Source organism: Streptomyces davaonensis JCM 4913 (assembly GCF_000349325.1).
GTDB classification, from domain to species: Bacteria; Actinomycetota; Actinomycetes; order Streptomycetales; family Streptomycetaceae; genus Streptomyces; species Streptomyces davaonensis.
On sequence record NC_020504.1, the window covers coordinates 7,096,732 to 7,117,009 of the forward strand.

The following is a 20,278-nucleotide window of genomic DNA, read 5'->3' on the forward strand; positions in this document are numbered from 1 at the left end:
GCCTTGGAGATCCTTGCCTTCGGTGTCCAGGCCGACGAGAAGCCCCTGATCGAGCGGGCCTTCGCCGGACACCACGAGATCCGCTGCCTGGACGTGTTCCTCAACCAGGACACCGCCCCCATCGCGGCCGGCTACGAGGTCATCTGCACCAGCGTCAACTGCGACCTCGACAACCGCGTCCTCCAGACCCTCGCGGCCGGCGGCACCCAGATGGTCGCCCAGCGCTCCACCGGCTTCAACAACATCGACCTCAAGGTCGCCGAGCGCCTCGCCATGACCGTCGCCCGGGTGTCGTACTACTCGCCGTACTCCGTCGCCGAGTTCGCCTGGACCCTCGCCATGGCGGTCAACCGCCGTGTCGTGCGCGCCTCCATCCGCACCCGGGACTTCGACTTCCGGCTCGACGGGCTGATGGGCCGCGACCTGCACGGCCGCACCGCGGGCGTCCTCGGCACCGGGAAGATCGGCGAGGCGTTCGCCCGAATCGCCCACGGCTTCGGCATGAAGCTGCTCGGCTGGGACATCGCCGAGAATCCGGCCTGCCTCGAACTCGGCATGAGCTACGTACCCAAGGAGCAGCTCCTCGCCGAGTCCGACCTGGTCAGCCTGCATGTCCCGCTCATGCCCGCCACCCAGCGCCTGATCGATGCCGACGCCCTGAAGACGATGCGGGACGACGCGATCCTGGTGAACTCCAGCCGCGGCGGCCTGATCGACACCGCGGCCCTCGTCACCGAACTGCGCGCCGGCCGCTTCACGGGCGTCGGCCTCGACGTGTACGAGGCGGAGGCGGGCCTGTTCTTCCTCGACAAGTCCCTGGAGGCGATCGCGGACGACACCCTGGCCCGCCTGGTCACCTTCCCGAACGTCCTGGTCACCTCTCACCAGGCGTACTACACCGAGGACGCCGTCGGCCAGATCGTCGACGCCACGGTGCGCAACGTCCTGGACTACAAGGCGGGCCGCCGCTCGGAGAACGTGCTGGTGCCCCGGAGCTGACCCACCAGCTCCCGGACGATCGCGGCGCCGTCGAGCGTCAGCACCGACTCGGGGTGGAACTGCACGCCCGCGAAGCCGGGCCCCTTCAGCGCGTGCACCTCGTACGCCGTACTGCGGCTGACCTGCACGCCGTGCGCGGCCAGCTCCCCGGCCGTGTCGTCGTCGCAGCGGGCCACGAAGCTGTTGTAGAAGCCGACGGTCTCCGGGCGCCCGAACAGGTCGACCTCCGTCTGGGCGCCCTGGTACGGCACCTCCTTGCGGGCGATCTCCAGGCCCAGCTCGGCGGCGATCAGCTCGTGCCCGAGGCAGACGCCGAGCACGCCGTGCCGATGGCCCCGGATCACCTCGGCGGTCAGAGCCCGCAGGAACCGCATCTTGGGGTCGGCGGTGTCGGACGGGTCACCGGGGCCGGGGCCGAGCACGACCGGACCCTCGTGCGCGAGGACGGCCTCCCGCAGCCCCGGCTCGTCGTAGCGCCGGACGGAGACGTCCAGGCCGCTGGAGCGCAGCACATGGGCGAGCATCGCGGTGAAGGTGTCCTCGCCGTCGACGACCAGGGCGTGCCCGGTGAGATCGGCGGACCGCTCCTGCATCCGCAGCCAGAAGGGGGCGAGGGACGCGCGGCGCCCGTCGAGGGCGGCACGCACGCGTGGGTCGTCGGCGAGACGTACGCGCGCGTGCTCCTCACGCGGCCGTGACGGACGTACACCCAAAGCCGCGAGCACCCCCGCCGCCTTGGCGTGGGTCTCCGCGACCTCGCTCGCCGGGTCCGAGCCACGCACGAGGGTCGCGCCGACCGGGACGCGCAGGTGTCCCTCGGAGGAGATGTCCGCGGTGCGGATGAGGATGGGGGAGTCCAGGGTCTGGGCCCCACCGGAGTCCCGGCCGAGCAGCGCCAGCGCCCCCGCGTAGTACGCGCGCCCACCGACCTCGTGCCGCTCGATGACCTGGCAGGCGTTCTGCACGGGCGAGCCCGTGACAGTGGCCGCGAACAGGGTCTCCTTCAGCACCTCGCGCGCGTCCAGGGACGACTTGCCGCGCAGTTCGTACTCGGTGTGCGCGAGATGGGCCATCTCCTTCAGCCGGGGCCCGACCACCACCCCGCCCATGTCGCCGACCGTGCACATCATCTTGAGCTCCTCGTCGACGACCATCGACAGCTCCTCGATCTCCTTGCCGTCGGCGAGGAAGTCCAGCAGATGCTCGGGCGTCGGCCCCTCGGCGGGATAGCGGTACGTCCCGCTGATCGGGTTCATGACGACCGTGCCGCCGGACATCCGCACGTGCACCTCGGGGCTGGCCCCGACCAGCGTCCGCTCCCCGGTGTGCACGACGAACGTCCAGTACGCGCCCCGCTCACCCTCCAGCAGCCGCCGGAAGAGACTCAGGGCATCGGCGCGTCCGAACCCCGGGATCTCCCCCTCGTACGTCCGCCGGATCACGAAGTTCGCGCCCTCGCCGCGTCCGATCTCCTCGTCCAGCACGCGTCCCACGATCTGCGCGTACTCCTCGTCCGCGACGTCGAAGCCGCCGTTCTCGACGCGCACGTCATGGGCGGGGAGCTGGGCCAGGGCCTCGGCGAGCGGGATCGCGTACGTCTCCTCGGGGGTGAGCACCGTCAGTGGCGTCCCGTCGTCGCGGACGTCGAAGCCGCGCTCGCGGATCTGGCGGAAGGGGACGAGGGCGAGGCCCTCGTCGGGGAGGTCGGCGAGGCGGTCGTGGTCGGTGACCGGGCCGATGAGGACCTCGACCAGGTCGTGGTCGTGACCCGGAGTGCGGCGGCGCAACAGGGCGAACGGACGGGGATCGTCCAGCAAGCCGAGCAGGTTCATGATCCGTGGCTCCTTCTCAGGGGGATCGAGGTGAGAGGAGCGGGCCGCCGGAAAACACCGAAGGCCGCCCCTCGGGCGGCCTTCGCGAAGTCTTGAGTACGCGCAGTCAGCGGGCCGCCGGAGAAGCGGTCCACCACCAGTTCTGGTTCATGGTCGAATGCGCGAACATGCCCCGACCCTAACGCATCAGCAGCAGATCCAGATTGCGGTCGAGATATCGGGTCAGTTCCCCGCCCTCGGGGAGCGTGGCCGGGACGGCGTGGGCGAGCTGGGCGTGGCCCAGATAGACGCTGTAGGCGAGCAGACCGCGCCGCCGCGCCTCCTCCTCGGAGAAGCCGGCCTCGGCGAAGAGCTGTGCGACGTAGGCGACCCGGCGCTCGGTGACGCGGGCGAGCACCGTCGCGACACGCGGGTCCTCGGCGGTCGCCAGCAGTCTGACCTCCAGCGGATCGTCCGCGGCCGACCCGATCGCCTCGGCGAACAGCAGCCGCAGCCGCCGCTCCGCGTCGGGCTCCGTCTCCAACTCGGTGATGAGCGCCTCGGTCTGGGTCTCGGCCCAGCGTTCGAGCGCCGCCGCGATCAGCGCGTCCCGATTGGCGAAGTGCCAGTAGAAGCTGCCCTTGGTGGTGCCGAGCCGGACGGCCAGCGGCTCCACGGCGACCGCGGCGAGCCCACCCTCGCCCATCGCGACGAGCGCGGCATCGGCCCAGTCGTCGGCGCTCAGCCGGGGCTTGCCGGAGGTCTTGCGAGGGGGGCGTTGCACCATGGCCATACGGTACCGTACGGTTGACCATACGCCACCGTATGGAGGTGCTCCGATGGGCACTGTACGCAACGTCCACGACCGCGTCCTCGCCGCGCCCGCCGAGCGGGTCGGCGCCCTGCTGGACCGGCTCGCGGCCCCGGACGACCCGCTGTTCCCGAGCCCCGCCTGGGCCCCGGTCCGCTTCGACCGGCCCCTGTCCGTCGGTGCCGCCGGAGGCCATGGCCCGGTGCGCTACTCGGTCGCCGAGTACGAGCCAGGACGCCGGGTCCGCTTCGCCTTCGACCCGCCCGGCACCGGCTTCCACGAACTGTCCGTCGAGCCGCTCGGCCCGGACCGCTGCCGCATCCGGCACCTGCTGGAGCAGGACCAGCCGCTCGGCGAGCGCCTCGGCTGGCTGCTCGCGGTGCGTGCCGTGCACGGCACGGTCATCGAGGAGCTGTTCGACAACGCCGAGCTGGCCGCCACCGGCACCGTCGCCCGCCCGGTACGCCGAGGCCCGTACGTCCGCCTGCTCCAGCGGCTCACCTGGGACCGCCCGAAGGCCGTCGCCGTACCCGAAGACGCCGCACTGCTGCACGCCGCCTTCCCCGAGTCCGACTACACCGACGCCTACGCCCTGGAGCTGCGCCCCGGGATGACGACCGACCCGGCGGCCTGGGCGGGCGTACTGCGGGGCGTCCCGGTCGTCGACGGCTCGGCGCAGGAGCTGCTGATGGGCGAGGACGCCGGACATCTCGACTTCCGCGCCTCACTCCTGGTGGACGAGCCGGGCCGGACGGTCACCCTCGCCTCAGTGGTCCGGGTCCACAACGGCCGCGGTCGTCTGTACTGGTCGGTGGTCCGCCACGCCCACCCGTTCATGGCCCGGCTCATGCTCCGCCGCACCCATCGAAAGCTCGCCCTCCAGGCGGGACGAGCGTCTCAATTGGTGAGCTAGGGAATGGACCACGGACACAACCCCGTAATGTTGACGTCGTGACCGTGAACGCTAAGACCAGCGCAAGCGCTGGCAACACCTGGCGAAACCTGCCCGCGGCGCAGCAGCCCGAGTACCCCGACACCGAGGCTCTGCGCGCAGTCGTTGCGGACCTCGAGTCGTATCCGCCGCTCGTTTTCGCGGGCGAGTGCGATCAGCTGCGCGCCCGGTTGGCGGCCGTCGCCAAGGGAGAGGCGTTCCTCCTCCAGGGCGGCGACTGCGCCGAGGCATTCGACGCGGTGTCCGCCGACCACATCCGCAACAAGCTCAAGACCCTGCTCCAGATGGGCGCCGTGCTCACGTACGCCGCCTCGGTGCCGGTCGTGAAGGTCGGCCGGATCGCCGGCCAGTACTCCAAGCCGCGCTCCAAGCCGACCGAGACCCGCGACGGCGTGACCCTGCCGACCTACCGCGGCGACTCCGTCAACGGCTTCGACTTCACCGAGGCCGCCCGCGTCCCGGACCCCGAGCGCCTGAAGCGGATGTACAACGCCTCCGCCTCCACGCTCAACCTGGTGCGCGCCTTCACCACCGGCGGCTACGCCGACCTGCGCCAGGTGCACGCCTGGAACCAGGACTTCGTGAAGTCGTCCCCGTCCGGCCAGCGCTACGAGCAGCTCGCCCGCGAGATCGACAACGCGCTCAACTTCATGCACGCCTGCGGGGCCGACCCGGAGGAGTTCAAGACGGTCGAGTTCTACGCCTCCCACGAGGCGCTGCTGCTCGACTACGAGTCGGCCCTGACCCGGGTCGACTCCCGTACCGGCCGGCTCTACGACGTCTCCGGGCACATGGTGTGGATCGGTGAGCGCACCCGGCAGCTGGACGGCGCGCACATCGAGTTCGCCTCGAAGATCCGCAACCCGATCGGCATCAAGCTCGGCCCGACCACGACGGCCGAGGAGGCGCTCCAGTACATCGAGCGCCTGGACCCGGAGCGCGAGCCGGGCCGGCTGACCTTCATCGTCCGCATGGGCGCCGACAAGGTCCGCGACAAGCTGCCCGAGCTGATCGAGAAGGTCACCGCCTCCGGTGCCACCGTGGCCTGGGTGACCGACCCGATGCACGGCAACACCTTCGAGGCGGCCTCCGGCCACAAGACCCGCCGCTTCGACGACGTGCTCGACGAGGTCAAGGGCTTCTTCGAGGTCCACAAGTCGCTGGGCACCCACCCGGGCGGCATCCATGTCGAGCTCACCGGTGACGATGTCACCGAGTGCGTGGGCGGCGGCGACGAGATCTTCGTCGACGATCTGCACCAGCGCTACGAGACGGCCTGCGACCCCCGCCTGAACCGCAGCCAGTCCCTTGACCTGGCCTTCCTGGTCGCGGAGATGTACAGGGACCAGTAGCCGGTTCGGCTGTTACCTGAGAGTGACATGGGGCGCGGATCACATACGATCCGCGCCCCACAGCTCTTTTACGGCTCCTGTGAGCCGGGTAAGGTTAGGTTAGCCTCACCGATCAAGGGGATGGCACATCGACCCCGTCCGGGAGGTGAACCGCGTGTACGTCTGCAGTTGCTTCGGTATCACCGAGCAGCAGGTCAAGGAGCACGCGGCCGACGGTGCCTGCACCCCCCGCCAGATTGCGTCGTCCTGCAAGGCGGGCACGGACTGCGGGTCGTGCGTACGCCGTATCCAGGCGCTCCTGGGCCGGGGCGCGTGCCCCCGCCGTGAGCTGGCCGAGCAGGGCAAGCCGGTGCTCACCGATCTGGCGACCGACCGGGCGGACGATCTGGCGGACGTGGCCTAGATGAGTAGTTCCGATGTGGTTCAGTGGTCGTAGGCGGTCAGTGACCTGGTGATGGGTGCGCCGATGGTTCGGTTGTGCCAGATCGCGCAGGTCATCGCGAGGATCCGCTGGGCCACCCGGACGCCGACGCCTTCGATGGTCCGGCCGCCGTGCTGTTCGAGATCAAGCTGGCCCTTGAGGGTGTCGTTGACCGACTCGATCAGCTGCCGCACCGTCTTGAGCAGGGCTTCCGCGGGCTGTGGGGTGGCGCGGTTGCGGTAGGAGGGCCGTAGCAGGCTGATGCCGCGAGCGGCGAGGAAGCGGTCGAGTTCGGCGGCGATGTAGCCCTTGTCGGCCAGGATCAGCAAGCCTGGCCGGCTGGCGGCCAGATACGGTTCGTCGTCGACAAGCGCGGCCAGGACCTGCCGTTCGTCGATCTTCGGGTCGGCCAGGGCCCAGGTGACGGGCAGTCCGGCCGGGGTGCACACCAGGTGCAGTTTCAGGCCCCAGTAGAAGCGGGAGTGGGAGCGGCAGTAGCCGTAGTTGGCCCATCCGGCCAGATCGGAGCGTTTGACGGTCTCACGCGAGCGGGCGCACTCGACGGGGGTGGAGTCCACGATCCACACATCGTCCAGCCATAGGTCGGTGTCTGCGGCCAGCGATCGGATGGCCCGTTTGACCAGGCCCAGCGCGGCCCGCAGGCGCTTGTTGTAGGCCGGCCGCTGCGGCAGATACGGGAACATCCCGTGCAGGTGGGCGTGGGCGAAACGCAGCCAGCGGGCCTCGCAGTGGAAGCCCAGTACGGCCTGTGCCACCGCCAGGGTCACCAGCTCGGCATCAGGCAGCCGCGGCGGACGCCCACGCCGCCGCGGGGTCTTCAAACGGTCATCGACATGCACGTACAGTGCCGTCAAGAGGGTGTCTAAATCGGTCGTCACAACCCGATGTTGGACACCCTCCCTGCGTCCGTGAACCCCGCAATCGGAACTACTCGTCTAGCTCTGGTTCTAGCTCGGCTGCTCGATCTGCTGGGCGAGGTAGAGCGCCTCACCGAGCTTGTCGATGAGCTCCAGCTGGGTGTCCAGATAGTCGATGTGGTGCTCCTCGTCCTCCAGGATCGACTCGAAGATGTTCGCGGACGTGATGTCGCCCTTGGTGCGCATCACCTCGATCCCGCGCTTGAGGCGGTCGATCGCCTCCACCTCCACCTGCCGGTCCGCCTGGAACATCTCGGTGACGGTCTGCCCGACGCGGACGTGGAACAGCCGCTGGTAGTTCGGCAGACCGTCCAGCATGAGGATGCGTTCGGTGATCTTGTCCGCGTGCTTCATCTCGTCGATGGATTCTTCACGCGTGTACTTGGCGAGCTTGGTCCAGCCCTTGTTGTCCTGGATCCGGTAGTGCAGCCAGTACTGGTTGATCGCCGTCAGCTCGCCGGTGAGCTGCTCGTTCAGGAATTCGATGACCTCGGGGTCGCCCTGCATCGCAGAGGCTCCTTCCAGGGGAACGGGGGAACTGGCAGGTTGCGCCGCATCCTTGCACCGGCAACGAAGATCGTCCAGTAAGTCTTCACTTAGTAAGTAAGGGCATGCTTACTGCTATTTGCCCGGTTGGCCCGGATTGGTCTCGGGTGGTCAAGGGCACTGCCTCAGGTCTGTCAGGATGGATACATGGGTCAGCCGGTGGAGAGCGCATCTGGAGGAGCGGCACAGCCGGAGCTCCCTCCGGGGCAGCGCCTACAGCGCGGCTGGCCGGTCACCCACTACGGGCCGGTCCCCAAGTTCCGTCCCGAGCGCTGGGAGTTCAGGGTCTTCGGGGCCACCGCCGACGGCGAGAAGCACTGCTGGAACCACGAGGAGTTCGCGGCCCTGCCGTACACCTCCGTCGTGGCCGATCTGCACTGCGTCACGAAGTTCAGCATGCTGGGCGCCGAGTGGGGCGGGATCCCCGCCCGGACCATCCTGGAGCTCGCCCCGCCCGCCCCGGCCGTCACCCATGTGATGGTGTGGGCCGAGTACGGCTTCAGCTCGAATCTGCGCCTGGAGGACTTCGCCGCAGAGCGCACCATCTTCGCCACCCACAAGGACGGCGAACTGCTCACCGCGGAGCACGGCTTCCCGCTCCGCCTCGTCGTGCCCCATCTGTACGCCTGGAAGGGCCCCAAATGGGTCCGCGGCGTGGAGTACATGACCGCCGACCGCCGCGGCTTCTGGGAGGAGCGCGGCTATCACAACATCGGCGACCCCTGGAAGGAACAGCGCTACTCCTACCAGGAGGAGCCGGGGGACGGCCCTGAGCTCTAGGCTCCGTGGGCTCTGGGCTCTGGGCTCTGGGCTCTAGCCGTCCCTGAGCCTCTTCAGCCGCTCCACGTCCGCCGCGTGCCCTTCCTTGCCGCCGGGCGTCTCGATGATCAGCGGTACGCCCTCGGTGGCCGGGTGGGTCATCAGCGCCCGGAACGGGTCCTCGCCGATATGTCCGGCGCCAATGTTGGCGTGCCGGTCCTTGTGGGCGCCGACCACATCCTTGGAGTCATTGGCGTGGATCAGCTTCAGGCGTCCCTCGCCGACCGTGTCCACCAGTAGGTCCAGGGTCTGATGCATGCCGTGCGGGCCTGTCAGATCGTGTCCGGCGGCGAAGATGTGACAGGTGTCCAGGCAGACGCCCAGCTTGGGATGGGCGTCCAGAGCCTCGAAGTAGGGCCCGAAGTCCCAGGTGCGCGAGCAGATCGAGGAGCCCTGGCCCGCGGTGGACTCCAGCAGCAGGAACGGGTCGTCGTCCTGGGTCAGCTCGTCCAGCAGCGGCAGCATGTGCTCCCGCACCTGCTTCAGCGCCACCGAGCGGTCCCGGCCTCCGGTCGCGCTGCCCGTGTGCACGACCACGCCCAGCGCGCCGATTTCCCGCCCCCGCCGCAGCGAGTGCCGCAGCGACTCCACCGACCGCTCCACGGTCGCCTCGGTGTGCGAGCCGAAGTTGATCAGATACGGGGCATGGACGTACGCCGGTATCGACCCCTCCGCGCAGGCCGCGCGGAACTCCTCGTCCTGCCGCGGATTGCCCACCGGGGTGGCCCACCCGCGCGGATTGGCGACGAAGACCTGCACGGTCTCGGCCTTGAGCTCACGGGCGTAGGACAGACCGACCGAGTTCAGGCCGCCGGCCACCGGGACATGGCCGCCGACGGGATTGCGGATCATCTGTGGTGCGCGTCCCGTCACCGGATCTCGATGGTGATCGTCGAGCCCTTGGGCGCGGTGTCGCCGCCCTCCACGGACTGGCCCTCGACGGTGTCGCCGAACAGGCCCAGCAGCCCGCGGTCCTCCTCGACCTCGAAGCCCGCGGCCTCCAGCTCGGCCTTGGCGTCGTCGACGTTGTCGCCGACCACGTCCGGGACCTCGACCATCTCGGGGCCCTTGGACAGCGTCAGCGTCACCGTGTCCCCGACGACGACCTCGCTGTCGGCCTCCGGCGACTGCGCCGCGACCTCGCCCTTCTCGAAGTCGGGGGAGGTGACCTGCTCGGCGGCGACCTTCACCTTCAGACCGACCTCGTCCAGCTCGGCCCTGGCGTCGTCGAGGCTCTCACCGGTGACGTCCGGAACGTCGACCGGACGGCCCTTGCTGACGACCAGCGCCACCGCGGAGCCCGAGCGGCGCTCGGTACCGGCGGTGGGGTCGGTGGAGATCACCGAGCCCCGGGCGACGGAGTCGCTGAACTCCCGGGTCACCATGCCCGGTTCCAGGCCCGCGCCGGCGAGCAGCTCCCGCGCCTTGTCCAGGCGGTAGCCCTCCAGATCGGGGACCTTCACGACCTCCGGGCCCTTGGAGACGACCAGGTTCACCGAGTCGTTCTGCCGGATCCGGCTGCCGACCGCGGGGTCGGTGCTGATGACCTGGCCGCGCTTGACGGTGTCACTGAAGGCACGGTCGACCTTGCCGACCTCCAGACCGGCGTCCTCCAGCCGGTCCGCGGCCTTCGCCTCCGGCTGGCTCAGCAGTGCCGGGACCCGGGTGAACTGGCCGGAGTTGATGTACCAGACGCCGGCGCCGACACCGAGCACGAGCAGCACGGCGACGACGAGGGCGAGCGGGCCGCGCCTGGGCCCCCGGCGTCCAGTGGGCGCGGGCGGCGGCGGGGGCGGCGTTTCGAAGCGGCTCGTGCGGTGGAACCGGTCCGGCTCCTCCTCGGCCTCGTTGACCGGCAGCGGGCGCGGCACCGTCAGCGAACGCGGGATCACGCTCGTACGGTCCTCGGCGTTGTCGTGCTCGGCGGACAGGGCCTGCGGGGGCAGCGCGTCCAGCTGGTCCGCGCCGAGCCCGGCCCGGGCCTGGCGGGCCTCGGCGAGCAGGGCGACCGCGTCGTGCGGACGTACGGCCGGGTTGCGGGCGGTGGCCGAGGCGACCAGGGCGTCCAGCTCGTAGGCCATGCCCGGCACGACGGCGGAGGGCGGCGGTACGTCTTCGTGCAGATGCTTGTAGAGCACGATCGCGGGGGAGTCGCCGTCGTGCGGCTTCTCGCCGGTGAGCATCTCGTACAGGACGACACCGCACGCGTACACGTCGACGCGGGCGTCGGCGGCGCCGGGCTGGTCGATCTGCTCCGGCGCGAGATAGGAGACGGTGCCGAGGACGGCACCGGTGGTGCTGGTGACCGTGTCCACGGACCGCACCAGACCGAAGTCGGCGACCTTGACGCGGCCGTCGTCCCCTATGAGCACGTTCTCCGGCTTCATGTCCCGGTGCACGAAACCGGCCCGGTGCGCGGCGCCGAGCGCGGCCAGCACCGGCTCCAGGATGTCCAGGGCGGCCCGCGGCTGGAGCGCCCCCCGGTCGCGCAGCACGTCACGCAGGGTGCAGCCGGCGATGTACTCCATGGCGAGGTAGACGTACGACCCGTCGGTGCCCTGGTCGAAGACCTGCACGACATTGGGGTGCGCGAGCCGGGCGACCGACTTCGCCTCCCGGATGAACCGCTCCACGAACGTGCCGTCGGCCGCGAGCCCCGGATGCATCACCTTCAGTGCGAGCACACGGTCGAGCCGGGTGTCCACGGCCCGGTAGACCGTGGCCATCCCACCGACGGCGATCCGCGCCTCGACGCGATAACGTCCGTCGAGCACCTGCCCGACCAGCGGGTCCTGAAGGGTCGTATCCACGCAGGCGAGTGTACGAGCAGCGACTGACACGACTGCCGTTCAGTCCGGAACAGGGGCGGTACTGAAGCCGACCTGTGACGCAACCCACGGTCGCAACCGGTTGCTCAGAACGCGGGCCGCTCCGGATCCAGCACCGCCCTTCCCGTCACCGGCGAGGACGCCTCCGCGAAGTGGCGGCGCGGGATGCGGCCCGCGCGGTGGGCCAGGCGGCCCGCCTCCACCGCGTGCCGCATCGCGTCGGCCATCAGCACCGGCTCCTTCGCCCGCGTCACCGCCGAGGCGAGCATCACACCCGCGCACCCCAGCTCCATCGCGAGCGCCGCGTCCGACGCCGTACCGGCACCGGCGTCCAGGATCACCGGCACGCGCGCGTGCTCGACGATCAGCTGGAAGTTGTGCGGATTGCGGATCCCGAGCCCGGAGCCGATCGGGGAGCCCAGCGGCATGATCGCCGCGCACCCGACGTCCTCCAGCTTGCGGGCCAGCACCGGGTCGTCGTTGGTGTACGGCAGCACCGTGAAGCCGTCGTCGACGAGGGTCTCGGCCGCGTCCAGCAGCTCGATGGGGTCCGGCAGCAGGGTCCGCTCGTCGGCGATGACCTCCAGCTTGACCAGATCGGTGCCGAGGGCCTCCCGCGCGAGGCGGGCGGTGAGCACGGCCTCACCGGCGGTGAAGCAGCCCGCCGTGTTCGGCAGGACCCGGATGCCGAGCTTCTCCAGCACGGACAGGACCGATCCGTGCACCGAGGCGTCCACCCGGCGCATCGCGACCGTCGTCAGCTCCGTCCCGGACGCCACCAGCGCCCGCTCCAGGACCTCCAGGCTGGGCGCCCCGCCCGTCCCCATGATCAGCCGGGACGAGAAGGACATGCCGCCGAGGACAAAGGGATCGTCGGCCATGGGTCAGCCTCCTTGGACGGCGGTGAGGACCTCGACGCGGTCCCCTTCGGACAGGGACGTCGAGGACCACTGCCCGCGCGGGACGACGGTTTCGTTGAGGGCGGCGGCCACTCCGGAGGGCGCCGCGGTGAGGGACCGCACGAGCGTGTCGAGAGCCGTGCCCGGCTCGATCCGACGGGGCTCGCCGTTGACCGAGATGCTGACCGAGCTGTTCATACGCGCTGCTCCAGGACTGCGAACCGCTTCGGGCTGAACGGACGGGCCTCGTCGATGAGTTCACCCGTGGCCAGGGCGTGCGCGAGGGCGTCGCCGGTGACCGGGGTGAGCAGCACGCCGTTGCGATAGTGCCCGGTGGCCAGCAGCAGGCCGTCGAGCTCGGTCGGGCCCAGCAGCGGCGCGTTGTCCGGGGACCCCGGGCGCAGCCCCGCGCGGGTCTCCGTGAGCGGCAGTTCGGTGATGCCGGGCATCAGCTCGTGCGCGTCGCGCAGCAGCTCGTACACGCCGCCCGCGGTCACCGTGGTGTCCCAGCCCTGCTCCTCGCTGGTCGCGCCGACGACCAGCTCGCCGTTCTCGCGGGGCACCAGGTAGACGTGGCTGCCGCGCACCATCGCGCGGACGGTCCGGCTCAGGAACGGCGCGTGCCGGCGCGGCATGGACAGCCGCAGCACCTGGCCCTTCACGGGCCGTACGGGAGGCAGTACGTCCTTCGGGACGCCCGCGAGCCGTCCGCTGAGGCTGCCGGCCGCGAGGACCACCTGACCCGCGGGCAGCACGGTCCCGTCCTCGGTCACACAGCCCGCGGCCCGGCCCTGGACGACGCTGAGACCGGCCGCCCACACCCGGTGGAAGACCACGCCCTCCAGTTCGCAGGCGGTCACCAGGGCCCGCGCCAGGCTCCGCGGGTCGATCTGGTGGTCGCCGTCCACCCGGAGCCCACCGCGCACCCCCGGCGCCAGCATCGGCTCCAGACGCCGGCAGTCCCGCCCGGACAGCCACTCGGAGTCCAGGCCCGACTCCCGCTGGAGCGCGTGCAGTTCCCGCAGATGCGCACGGTCGTCGGCGTCCAGCGCGACGGCGAGCGTGCCGCACTGCCGGTAGCCGAGGTCCTGGCCCGTGAGGTCGGTGAGCTCGGCCGCGAACTCGGGATAGCGGCGGGCCGAGGCCAGATTCAGGCCGAGCAGGGTCTGCTCGCCGTAGTGCAGTTCCGTGACGGCGGCCAGCATCCCGGCCGCCACCTGGGCGGCGCCGCCGCCCGGCTCGGGGTCCACCACGGCCGTGGCGAACCCGCGTTGCGCGGCCCGCCACGCCGTGACCAGACCGATGATTCCGCCCCCGAGCACGAGGACGTCTGACGAACGCGTAGGCAACATGGGCGTCCAGCCCCTCCCTTCGCCGGCATGACCCGGATCAGGTTCGTACGGTCGGAGGCCGCCAGCCTCCCTCTCAGCCCGGTGCGTCCGGGCTCCCGCGAGTGCTTGTACGTTGGCCACCCTAGCCGCTCGTTCCACGCCTCTGTAGGGAGCCTCGTCCCATGCCCCGCTCGCTCGACGGCCTCGTCCTCGCCCCTGTCGCCGACCAGGCCCCAGGTCAGGTGGGAACCCGGACCCGGTTCACCTACCACGAGAAGGACGGTGAGATCTGGGCCGAGTACGCGGGCGGCGATGTCGTACGAGGGCATCTCGTGGGTACCCGGGAGGGTGACCGGCTGGACTTCCGGTACGTGCAGCTCAAGCGGGACGGGACCACGTCGTCCGGGCACTGTGTGTCGACGGTCGTGGAGCTGCCCGACGGGCGGGTGCGGCTGGAGGAGACCTGGGAGTGGGAGTCGCAGCCCGGCCAGGGAACCAGCGTTGTGGAGCAGGTCACGCGGCACGACGGCTGACTGACAAATTGTCAGTTGTCTATGGTGATCAGGTGAGCGAGCAGACGACGACGTCGCAGCGGCGGGTGGTGGTGGTCGGCGCGGGCATGGCCGGCGTGCAGACCGCGGTCGCCCTGCGCGAACAGGGCTTCACCGGCACGGTCACCCTGATCGGCGCCGAGCCCCACCAGCCCTACGACCGGCCCCCGCTGTCCAAGGCCGTCCTGCTCGGCAAGGCCGAGGGCTCCGCCTTCGACGTGGACTTCGAGGCGCTCGGCATCGACCTGAGCCTCGGCCGCGAGGTGCTGGGCGTGCGCCCCGCCGACCATGAACTGGACACCGCCGAGGGGCCCGTCCGGTACGACGTCCTGGTCCTGGCCACCGGCGCCGAACCGATTCGGCTGCCGGGCGCCGAGGGCGTGCCCGGGGTGCATCTGCTGCGCACCCTGGACGACGCCGAGCGGCTGCGGCCCGTGCTCGCCCGGCAGCACGACATCGTGGTGGTCGGGGCGGGCTGGATCGGCGCCGAGTTCGCCACCGCCGCGCGCGAGGCGGGCTGCTCGGTGACGGTCGTGGAGGCCGCGGACCGGCCGCTCGCCGGCGCGCTGCCCGCCGAGGTGGCCGCGCCGATGGTCGGCTGGTACGCCGACAGCGGGGCCGAACTGCGCACCCACGCGCGCGTGGCGAGCGTCGAGCCCGGCGCGGTCGTCCTCGACGACGGCTCGACGCTGCCCGCCGGCGCCGTCGTGGTCGGCATCGGCGCCCGTCCCGCCACCGGCTGGCTGGCGGGCTCCGGGATCGAGCTGGGCGCGCACGGCGAGGTGGTGGCCGACGAGCGGCTGCGCACCTCCGTGCCCGACGTCTACGCGGTCGGCGACTGCGCCTCCTTCCCGTCGGGCCGCTACGGCGAGCGCCTCCTGGTCCACCACTGGGACAACGCCCTCCAGGGGCCCCGCACGGTCGCCGCCGACATCATGGGCGAGGGGCCCGTGGTCTACGACCCTGTGCCGTACTTCTGGTCCGAGCAGTTCGGCCGCTTCGTCCAGTACGCGGGTCACCACACCTCGGCCGACAGCACGGTCTGGCGCGGCGACCCCACCGGCCCCGCCTGGACGGTCTGCTGGCTGCGCGAGGGCCGCCTGATCGCCCTGCTGGCGGTGGGCCGTCCCCGGGACCTGGCCCAGGGACGGCGGCTGATCGAGGCGGGGGCGCGGATGGACGAGGAGCTGCTGGCGGACCCGGCGAGGCCACTGAAGACGGCCGTGCTCTGACGCTCGTCGTGCCTGGTCGGACCGGTCTGACTTCCTCCTGTCAGTGCTAGATGGCAGGCTTGTCGTCGTGACCGAGATTGACGCAAAGATCGATGCTCTCGTCCCCGCCTGGCTCACCCTCCCCGACATCGCCGAACAGTTCGGCGTCGAGGTGACACGTGTGCGGCAGCTGGTCAAGGAGGGCCAGCTCATCGCCGTACGCCGTGGTGAGAACCGCGCGCTGCACGTCCCCGCCGCCTTCATCGACGGAGACAAGGTCGTCAAGGGCCTGACCGGGACCCTGACGCTGCTGCGGGACGACGGCTTCACCGACGAAGAGATGCTGGAGTGGCTCTTCACTCCGGACGAGAGCCTGCCCGGTACCCCGGCCCAGGCCCTGAGCGAGAATCGCGGCACGGAGGTGAAGCGCCGCGCCCAGGCGCTCGCCGTCTGATCCGACAGTAAGTCCCGGTGTACGGGCCCCGGCGCGCCCGCGGCCCGTACACCACCGACCACGGGGGAACACGTATGCCCGACACCGCACGCGCCCGGCTCGCCGACGCCCGGCTCTACCTCTGCACGGACGCGCGCAGGCGCCAGGGCGACCTCGCGGAGTTCCTGGACGCGGCCCTGGCGGGCGGTGTCGACATCGTGCAGTTGCGCGACAAGGGCATGGAGGCGGCCGAGGAGCTGGAGCATCTGGCCGTCCTCGCCGAGGCCTGCGCACGCCACGGCAAGCTGCTCGCGGTCAACGACCGCGCGGACGTCGCCCACGCCGCGGGCGCCGACGTGCTCCACCTCGGCCAGGGCGACCTCCCCGTCCCGGCCGCACGCGCGATCCTCGGCGACGACGTCCTCATCGGCCGCTCCACGCACGCGCCGGACGAGGCCGAGGCGGCGGCCGTCCAGGAGGGCGTGGACTACTTCTGCACCGGCCCCTGCTGGCCCACCCCGACCAAGCCCGGCCGGTACGCCCCCGGGCTCGACCTGGTCCGGCACACCGCTGCCCTCGGCGCCGACCGCCCCTGGTTCGCCATCGGCGGCATCGACCTCGGCAACCTGGACGAGGTGCTCGAAGCGGGCGCCCGCCGGGTCGTCGTCGTCCGGGCGATCACCGAGGCGGAGGATCCGGGCGCCGCGGCGGCGGAGTTCGCGAAGCGGCTGCGGCAGGCGTAGCTGCACCGGAGGTCGGACCGGGGCGGTCGGAGGGCGTCGTTTGTCCGCGGATTGTCCACGGACTGGACAACAATCGGACAAATCGGGCAAATAACAGGGATCTGGTTGGGGGACCGACGCCCCCTGGCTAACCTGCCGGTATGGCCCTCGGCACCGCATCCACCAGGTCGGACCACGCTCGTACCGTGCGCGAGATGCTCGCGACCGGCAAGACGACGTACTCCTTCGAGTTCTACGCCCCGAAGACCCCGAAGGGCGAGCGGAACCTGTGGAACGCGCTGCGCCGGGTCGAGGCCGTGGCGCCCGACTTCGTCTCCGTGACCTACGGCGCAGGCGGCACCACTCGCGCGGGGACGGTCAAGGCGACCGAGGCCATCGCCTCCGACACCACGCTCACCCCGATCGCCCACCTCACCGCCGTCGACCACTCGGTGGCCGACCTGCGCAACATCATCGGCCAGTACGCGGACGCGGGGATCCGCAACATGCTGGCCCTGCGCGGCGACCCGCCCGGCGACCCGATGGGCGACTGGGTGCCGCACCCCCGCGGCCTCGCCTACGCCGCCGAGCTCGTCGAGCTGATCAAGAACTCGGGCGACTTCTGCGTGGGCGTCGCGGCATTCCCCGCGATGCACCCGCGCTCCGCGGACTGGGACATGGACGTCCGGCACTTCGTCGACAAGTGCCGGGCCGGCGCGGACTACGCGATCACCCAGATGTTCTTCCAGCCGGAGGACTACCTGCGGCTGCGTGACCGGGTCGACGCGGCCGGCTGCGCGACCCCGATCATCCCCGAGATCATGCCGATCGCCAGCGTGAAGACCCTGGAGCGCATCCCCTCCCTCACCAACGCGGCCTTCCCGGCGGCTCTGAAAGAGCGGATCCTCACAGCCAAAGACGATCCGGCCGCTGTACGCTCCATTGGCATCGAATTCGCCACGGAGTTCTGCGCGCGGCTGCTGGCCGAGGGAGTGCCGGGTCTGCACTTCATCACGCTCAACAATTCCACGGCGACACTGGAGATCTACGAGAACCTGGGCCTGCACCATCCCCCGCAGGCCTAGACCGGCCGCACCGCTGTACGACACACTGCGTAACGGCCACTGGGAGAGGGGCGTACATGGGCTGGACGGTCCTCTACATCGCGTTCGGCATCGTCGCGCTGTGGCTGCTGGGTGAGGTGCTGCTTCAGTACAAGGCACGCCTGCGCTGGCGGCTGCTCGCCTTCGGCGGCTTCCTCGGCGTCGTGCTCGGGGTGCTGATGCCGTCCGTGATCGTCATCGGTGTCGGCGCGGCCGCCTTCGCGATCGGCCAGACCTACGTCACCCTCTCGTTCCGCCGCGGCTTCGCCGAGGGCTGGGCGATGAACGCCCCCGCGCTCGGCGGCGGCAAGCGCCACCGCGACGACGAGGGCCGCCAGGAGCCGACCCTGGAGGTCTCCGACCTCGAGGGCGGCGAGGGCCACTACGGCGACGACGGCCCCTACCGCGGCGACAGCCAGGGCTACGGCCAGGACGACGCCTACGACCGCGACGACGTCTTCACCCCCTCCCGCGCGGGAGGGCCCTCGGCCGCCGAGACCACCGCGGTCTACGAGCCGCAGCCGATGCCCGACGACACCGGCTCCTACGGCGTCTACGGCACCAACTCCGACCCCTCCTACGCGGGCGCGGCCCAGCCCCAGGACCAGTACGCCGCGGCCTCCCAGGGCACGGACCAGGGCTACGGCTACGACGGCTACACCGGGTACGACCAGCAGCAGTACGGCTACGACACCACCGGCCAGCAGCAGTACGCCGCCTACTCGGACCCGTACATCGGCACCCAGACCTACGGCGGCGGCTCCTACGACGCCGGTTATGGCCAGCAGTACGGCCAGCAGGGCTACGCCCAGGACCAGTACGTCACCGGCACCTACCCCGGCGAGTCCACCCCGGCCGGCGGGGTGTGGGTCCCGCAGCAGCGCAGCACCGATGACCCCTACGGGGGTGAACTCCCGCCGGAGCAGCAGTATCCGTACCAGGGCGGCCAGGGGCAGCAGGGCGGCGGGTACGACGAGCAGTACCGCTTCTGAGCGATCTTCCGCGCCTCGTCACTGAGAGCCCTGGAAGTCCGGTCCCTCCACGATCAGTCCGGCGACCAGCGCGCCCGACATGCCCGCGTGGGCGAGGCCGCCGCCGGGGTGCGACCAGCCGCCGACCGTGAACAGGCCCGGTACGCGGGTGCTGTTGGCCGGGTACAGGAAGGCCCCCTCCGCCGCGGCCAGCGCGGGCGCGGGCACCCCGCCGCCCTCGGCGCCGGTCTCCGCGCGGGTGTGTGCCGGGGTACGGACCTCGCGCCACAGCGTCCGCTCACGCAGTCCCGGTAGCGCCCGCTCGGCGGCCTCCACCATGCGGTCCGCGAAGGCGTCGGCGGCACCGGGCGCGGTCCAGTCGTACGGCAGGTGCGGGGGCGCCGTCGCCGTGAGGACCACCGACTCGTGCTCCCCGTCGGGCCGCAGCGCCGGATCGTCCGGCCGGTCGACCCGGACCGTCGGCAGCGCGGCCGGCTCGCCGCGCCGGAAGGCGTCCAGCTCGGCCCGCCGGTCCGGGGTGTGCACCACCGTCCGGTGAGCGGCACCCGCCTCGCGCGCACCGCGCAGCGCCAGACAGACCACGACCCGGCCGTGAGTCAGCGGCTCGGGCCGAGGCTGCACATCCGCCGCGCCGTACAGCTCGCGGCCGTGCACCAACTCGCCCAGCCGCCACGGCCCGGAGCCGACCACGAGGTCCGCCTCCGCCACGCCGCCGTCGGCCAGCTCAATGCCCGCCGCCCGGCCGTCCTTCTCCAGCACCCCGGTCACCTCGGCACCGAAGTGGAACTCGACCTTGCGGGCCAGACACCGCTCGTACACCGCGCGCGCCAACTCCCGCAGCCCACCGCGGACATACCAGGTGCCGAAGGCATGTTCCATGTACGGCAGCACGGCCGCGTTCGCCGGAGCCGTCTCGGGATCCAGGCCGTACGCGAGCGCGTGGCTTTCGAGCAGCGCGGTCAACCGGGGGTCGCGCAGCTCCCAGGCGCCGACCTCGGCGAGCGTGGCGGCGCGGCGGGTGCGCAGCAGGCGCTTGTGCGGGACCGCCGGGTAGGGCTCGCGCCCGGCCAGCACGTCCCAGTTGGGCCACAGCGGCTCCTCCAGGAGCGGCCGGCGGCTGCGGTCCCAGGCCTCACGGGCCCGGACCAGGAAGTCGCCCCAGCGCGCGCCCGCGCCCGCGCCGAGCGCCTCGTCCAGGGCGGCGACGACCCCCGCGCGGGAGGCGTCGGGCAGCGCGACCTCGGTGCCGTCCGCGAACACATGCCGTGCCGCGGGGTCGACCTGGACCAGCTCGACACAGTCCTCCAGCGGCTCCTTGCCGGTCTTGAGGAACAGATCGCGCCAGACCGCGGGCAGCGTGAGCAGACCGGGACCGGTGTCGAAGGCGAAGCCGTCCCGCTCCAGGCGGCGCACCGCTCCGCCGTACGTCTCCGTACGCTCGTACACCGCCACCCGGTGGCCCGCGACGGCCAGCCGGGCAGCGGCCGCCAGCGCGCCCGTCCCGGCGCCGATCACCGCAATCCGTGCCATGCCAGGGACTTTAGCCGCCGCCACTGACA

Annotated in this window: 22 protein-coding genes and 1 riboswitch; of the genes, 11 read left to right on the forward strand and 11 right to left on the reverse strand. The window is 71.2% G+C overall.

The window, feature by feature from the left end:
• Window positions 1-3: 3 nt before the first annotated feature.
• Window positions 4-999: a 2-hydroxyacid dehydrogenase gene (locus BN159_RS31295; protein ID WP_041820077.1), complete on the forward strand. Its 996-nt coding sequence runs from the start codon at window positions 4-6 to the stop codon at window positions 997-999.
• Here BN159_RS31295 and BN159_RS31300 read toward each other — a convergent pair.
• The 3 genes from BN159_RS31300 to BN159_RS31305 all read right to left on the reverse strand — a co-directional run bounded on the left by BN159_RS31300 (window position 951) and on the right by BN159_RS31305 (window position 3,603).
• On the reverse strand, window positions 951-2,831 hold the full coding sequence (locus BN159_RS31300; RefSeq protein WP_015661034.1) for a phenazine-specific anthranilate synthase component I: 1,881 nt from the start codon (window positions 2,829-2,831) through the stop codon (window positions 951-953). The genes BN159_RS31295 and BN159_RS31300 overlap by 49 nt on opposite strands.
• A gap of 106 nt (window positions 2,832-2,937) precedes the next feature.
• Window positions 2,938-3,000, reverse strand: coding sequence for a trp operon leader peptide (locus tag BN159_RS47785; RefSeq protein WP_106435942.1), 63 nt, complete (start codon window positions 2,998-3,000; stop codon window positions 2,938-2,940).
• 9 nt (window positions 3,001-3,009) lie between these two features.
• The gene (locus tag BN159_RS31305) at window positions 3,010-3,603 is read right to left on the reverse strand and encodes a TetR/AcrR family transcriptional regulator (RefSeq protein ID WP_015661035.1); all 594 of its coding nucleotides are present in this window, start codon (window positions 3,601-3,603) and stop codon (window positions 3,010-3,012) included.
• A 46-nt stretch (window positions 3,604-3,649) separates the two neighbouring features.
• Between BN159_RS31305 and BN159_RS31310 the strand changes: the two genes are divergently transcribed.
• The 3 genes from BN159_RS31310 to BN159_RS31320 all read left to right on the forward strand — a co-directional run bounded on the left by BN159_RS31310 (window position 3,650) and on the right by BN159_RS31320 (window position 6,328).
• On the forward strand, window positions 3,650-4,534 hold the full coding sequence (locus BN159_RS31310) for a DUF2867 domain-containing protein (RefSeq protein WP_015661036.1): 885 nt from the start codon (window positions 3,650-3,652) through the stop codon (window positions 4,532-4,534).
• Between the two features lie 38 nt (window positions 4,535-4,572).
• On the forward strand, window positions 4,573-5,925 hold the full coding sequence (locus BN159_RS31315) for a class II 3-deoxy-7-phosphoheptulonate synthase (protein WP_015661037.1): 1,353 nt from the start codon (window positions 4,573-4,575) through the stop codon (window positions 5,923-5,925).
• Window positions 5,926-6,070: 145 nt separating this feature from the next.
• Window positions 6,071-6,328, forward strand: a complete 258-nt coding sequence (locus BN159_RS31320; RefSeq protein ID WP_041820080.1) for a (2Fe-2S)-binding protein — start codon at window positions 6,071-6,073, stop codon at window positions 6,326-6,328.
• 20 nt (window positions 6,329-6,348) lie between these two features.
• On the opposite strand, the gene BN159_RS31325 is transcribed toward BN159_RS31320, so the two are convergent.
• Together BN159_RS31325 and bfr are read right to left on the reverse strand one after the other, a co-directional pair.
• A complete protein-coding gene (locus BN159_RS31325) occupies window positions 6,349-7,245 on the reverse strand; it encodes an IS982 family transposase (RefSeq protein WP_015661039.1) in 897 nt (298 codons plus the stop codon).
• Between the two features lie 69 nt (window positions 7,246-7,314).
• A complete protein-coding gene (gene bfr / locus BN159_RS31330) occupies window positions 7,315-7,791 on the reverse strand; it encodes a bacterioferritin (protein ID WP_015661040.1) in 477 nt (158 codons plus the stop codon).
• Window positions 7,792-7,977: 186 nt separating this feature from the next.
• Here bfr and BN159_RS31335 point away from each other — a divergent pair, with 186 nt between their 5' ends.
• On the forward strand, window positions 7,978-8,610 hold the full coding sequence (locus BN159_RS31335; RefSeq protein ID WP_015661041.1) for a sulfite oxidase-like oxidoreductase: 633 nt from the start codon (window positions 7,978-7,980) through the stop codon (window positions 8,608-8,610).
• A gap of 33 nt (window positions 8,611-8,643) precedes the next feature.
• Here BN159_RS31335 and BN159_RS31340 read toward each other — a convergent pair whose 3' ends face one another.
• From BN159_RS31340 to thiO, 5 genes are all read right to left on the reverse strand, one after another.
• Window positions 8,644-9,501, reverse strand: coding sequence for a deoxyribonuclease IV (locus BN159_RS31340; protein ID WP_015661042.1), 858 nt, complete (start codon window positions 9,499-9,501; stop codon window positions 8,644-8,646).
• Window positions 9,502-9,518: 17 nt separating this feature from the next.
• Complete coding sequence (gene pknB / locus BN159_RS31345) at window positions 9,519-11,459, reverse strand: Stk1 family PASTA domain-containing Ser/Thr kinase (protein WP_015661043.1); 1,941 nt, start codon at window positions 11,457-11,459, stop codon at window positions 9,519-9,521.
• A 104-nt stretch (window positions 11,460-11,563) separates the two neighbouring features.
• Entirely contained in the window at window positions 11,564-12,358 is a 795-nt protein-coding gene (locus BN159_RS31350) for a thiazole synthase (protein WP_015661044.1), read from the reverse strand.
• Window positions 12,359-12,361: 3 nt separating this feature from the next.
• Entirely contained in the window at window positions 12,362-12,574 is a 213-nt protein-coding gene (thiS, locus tag BN159_RS31355) for a sulfur carrier protein ThiS (RefSeq protein ID WP_015661045.1), read from the reverse strand.
• The gene (gene thiO, locus BN159_RS31360) at window positions 12,571-13,728 is read right to left on the reverse strand and encodes a glycine oxidase ThiO (RefSeq protein WP_015661046.1); all 1,158 of its coding nucleotides are present in this window, start codon (window positions 13,726-13,728) and stop codon (window positions 12,571-12,573) included. The genes thiS and thiO overlap by 4 nt, the downstream gene beginning before the upstream one ends.
• A riboswitch (TPP riboswitch) is annotated at window positions 13,726-13,837 on the reverse strand. It overlaps the preceding gene by 3 nt.
• Window positions 13,838-13,889: 52 nt before the next feature.
• Between thiO and BN159_RS31365 the strand changes: the two genes are divergently transcribed.
• From BN159_RS31365 to BN159_RS31390, 6 genes are all read left to right on the forward strand, one after another.
• Window positions 13,890-14,240: a hypothetical protein gene (locus BN159_RS31365; protein WP_015661047.1), complete on the forward strand. Its 351-nt coding sequence runs from the start codon at window positions 13,890-13,892 to the stop codon at window positions 14,238-14,240.
• 86 nt (window positions 14,241-14,326) lie between these two features.
• Window positions 14,327-15,490, forward strand: a complete 1,164-nt coding sequence (locus BN159_RS31370) for an NAD(P)/FAD-dependent oxidoreductase (RefSeq protein ID WP_408055048.1) — start codon at window positions 14,327-14,329, stop codon at window positions 15,488-15,490.
• Window positions 15,491-15,557: 67 nt separating this feature from the next.
• On the forward strand, window positions 15,558-15,923 hold the full coding sequence (locus tag BN159_RS31375) for an Rv2175c family DNA-binding protein (RefSeq protein ID WP_015661049.1): 366 nt from the start codon (window positions 15,558-15,560) through the stop codon (window positions 15,921-15,923).
• Window positions 15,924-15,997: 74 nt separating this feature from the next.
• A complete protein-coding gene (gene thiE / locus BN159_RS31380) occupies window positions 15,998-16,645 on the forward strand; it encodes a thiamine phosphate synthase (RefSeq protein ID WP_015661050.1) in 648 nt (215 codons plus the stop codon).
• Window positions 16,646-16,785: 140 nt separating this feature from the next.
• Window positions 16,786-17,709: a methylenetetrahydrofolate reductase [NAD(P)H] gene (gene metF, locus BN159_RS31385; protein WP_015661051.1), complete on the forward strand. Its 924-nt coding sequence runs from the start codon at window positions 16,786-16,788 to the stop codon at window positions 17,707-17,709.
• A 56-nt stretch (window positions 17,710-17,765) separates the two neighbouring features.
• Entirely contained in the window at window positions 17,766-18,719 is a 954-nt protein-coding gene (locus tag BN159_RS31390) for an SCO2102 family sporulation regulator (RefSeq protein ID WP_015661052.1), read from the forward strand.
• Between the two features lie 18 nt (window positions 18,720-18,737).
• On the opposite strand, the gene BN159_RS31395 is transcribed toward BN159_RS31390, so the two are convergent.
• Window positions 18,738-20,249, reverse strand: coding sequence for a phytoene desaturase family protein (locus BN159_RS31395; protein WP_015661053.1), 1,512 nt, complete (start codon window positions 20,247-20,249; stop codon window positions 18,738-18,740).
• Window positions 20,250-20,278 lie beyond the last annotated feature (29 nt).

Excerpts from the sequence above, each read along its gene's own strand:
- BN159_RS31300 (WP_015661034.1), bottom strand. The coding sequence starts at position 2,831 with ATGAACCTGCTCGGCTTGCTGGACGATCCCCGTCCGTTCGCCCTGTTG.
- BN159_RS31305 (WP_015661035.1), bottom strand. The coding sequence starts at position 3,603 with ATGGCCATGGTGCAACGCCCCCCTCGCAAGACCTCCGGCAAGCCCCGG.
- BN159_RS31310 (WP_015661036.1), top strand. The coding sequence starts at position 3,650 with ATGGGCACTGTACGCAACGTCCACGACCGCGTCCTCGCCGCGCCCGCC.
- bfr (WP_015661040.1), bottom strand. The coding sequence starts at position 7,791 with ATGCAGGGCGACCCCGAGGTCATCGAATTCCTGAACGAGCAGCTCACC.
- BN159_RS31335 (WP_015661041.1), top strand. The coding sequence starts at position 7,978 with ATGGGTCAGCCGGTGGAGAGCGCATCTGGAGGAGCGGCACAGCCGGAG.
- BN159_RS31340 (WP_015661042.1), bottom strand. The coding sequence starts at position 9,501 with ATGATCCGCAATCCCGTCGGCGGCCATGTCCCGGTGGCCGGCGGCCTG.
- BN159_RS31350 (WP_015661044.1), bottom strand. The coding sequence starts at position 12,358 with ATGGCCGACGATCCCTTTGTCCTCGGCGGCATGTCCTTCTCGTCCCGG.
- thiS (WP_015661045.1), bottom strand. The coding sequence starts at position 12,574 with ATGAACAGCTCGGTCAGCATCTCGGTCAACGGCGAGCCCCGTCGGATC.
- thiO (WP_015661046.1), bottom strand. The coding sequence starts at position 13,728 with ATGTTGCCTACGCGTTCGTCAGACGTCCTCGTGCTCGGGGGCGGAATC.
- BN159_RS31365 (WP_015661047.1), top strand. The coding sequence starts at position 13,890 with ATGCCCCGCTCGCTCGACGGCCTCGTCCTCGCCCCTGTCGCCGACCAG.
- BN159_RS31370 (WP_408055048.1), top strand. The coding sequence starts at position 14,327 with ATGGCCGGCGTGCAGACCGCGGTCGCCCTGCGCGAACAGGGCTTCACC.
- thiE (WP_015661050.1), top strand. The coding sequence starts at position 15,998 with ATGCCCGACACCGCACGCGCCCGGCTCGCCGACGCCCGGCTCTACCTC.
- metF (WP_015661051.1), top strand. The coding sequence starts at position 16,786 with ATGGCCCTCGGCACCGCATCCACCAGGTCGGACCACGCTCGTACCGTG.
- BN159_RS31390 (WP_015661052.1), top strand. The coding sequence starts at position 17,766 with ATGGGCTGGACGGTCCTCTACATCGCGTTCGGCATCGTCGCGCTGTGG.
- BN159_RS31395 (WP_015661053.1), bottom strand. The coding sequence starts at position 20,249 with ATGGCACGGATTGCGGTGATCGGCGCCGGGACGGGCGCGCTGGCGGCC.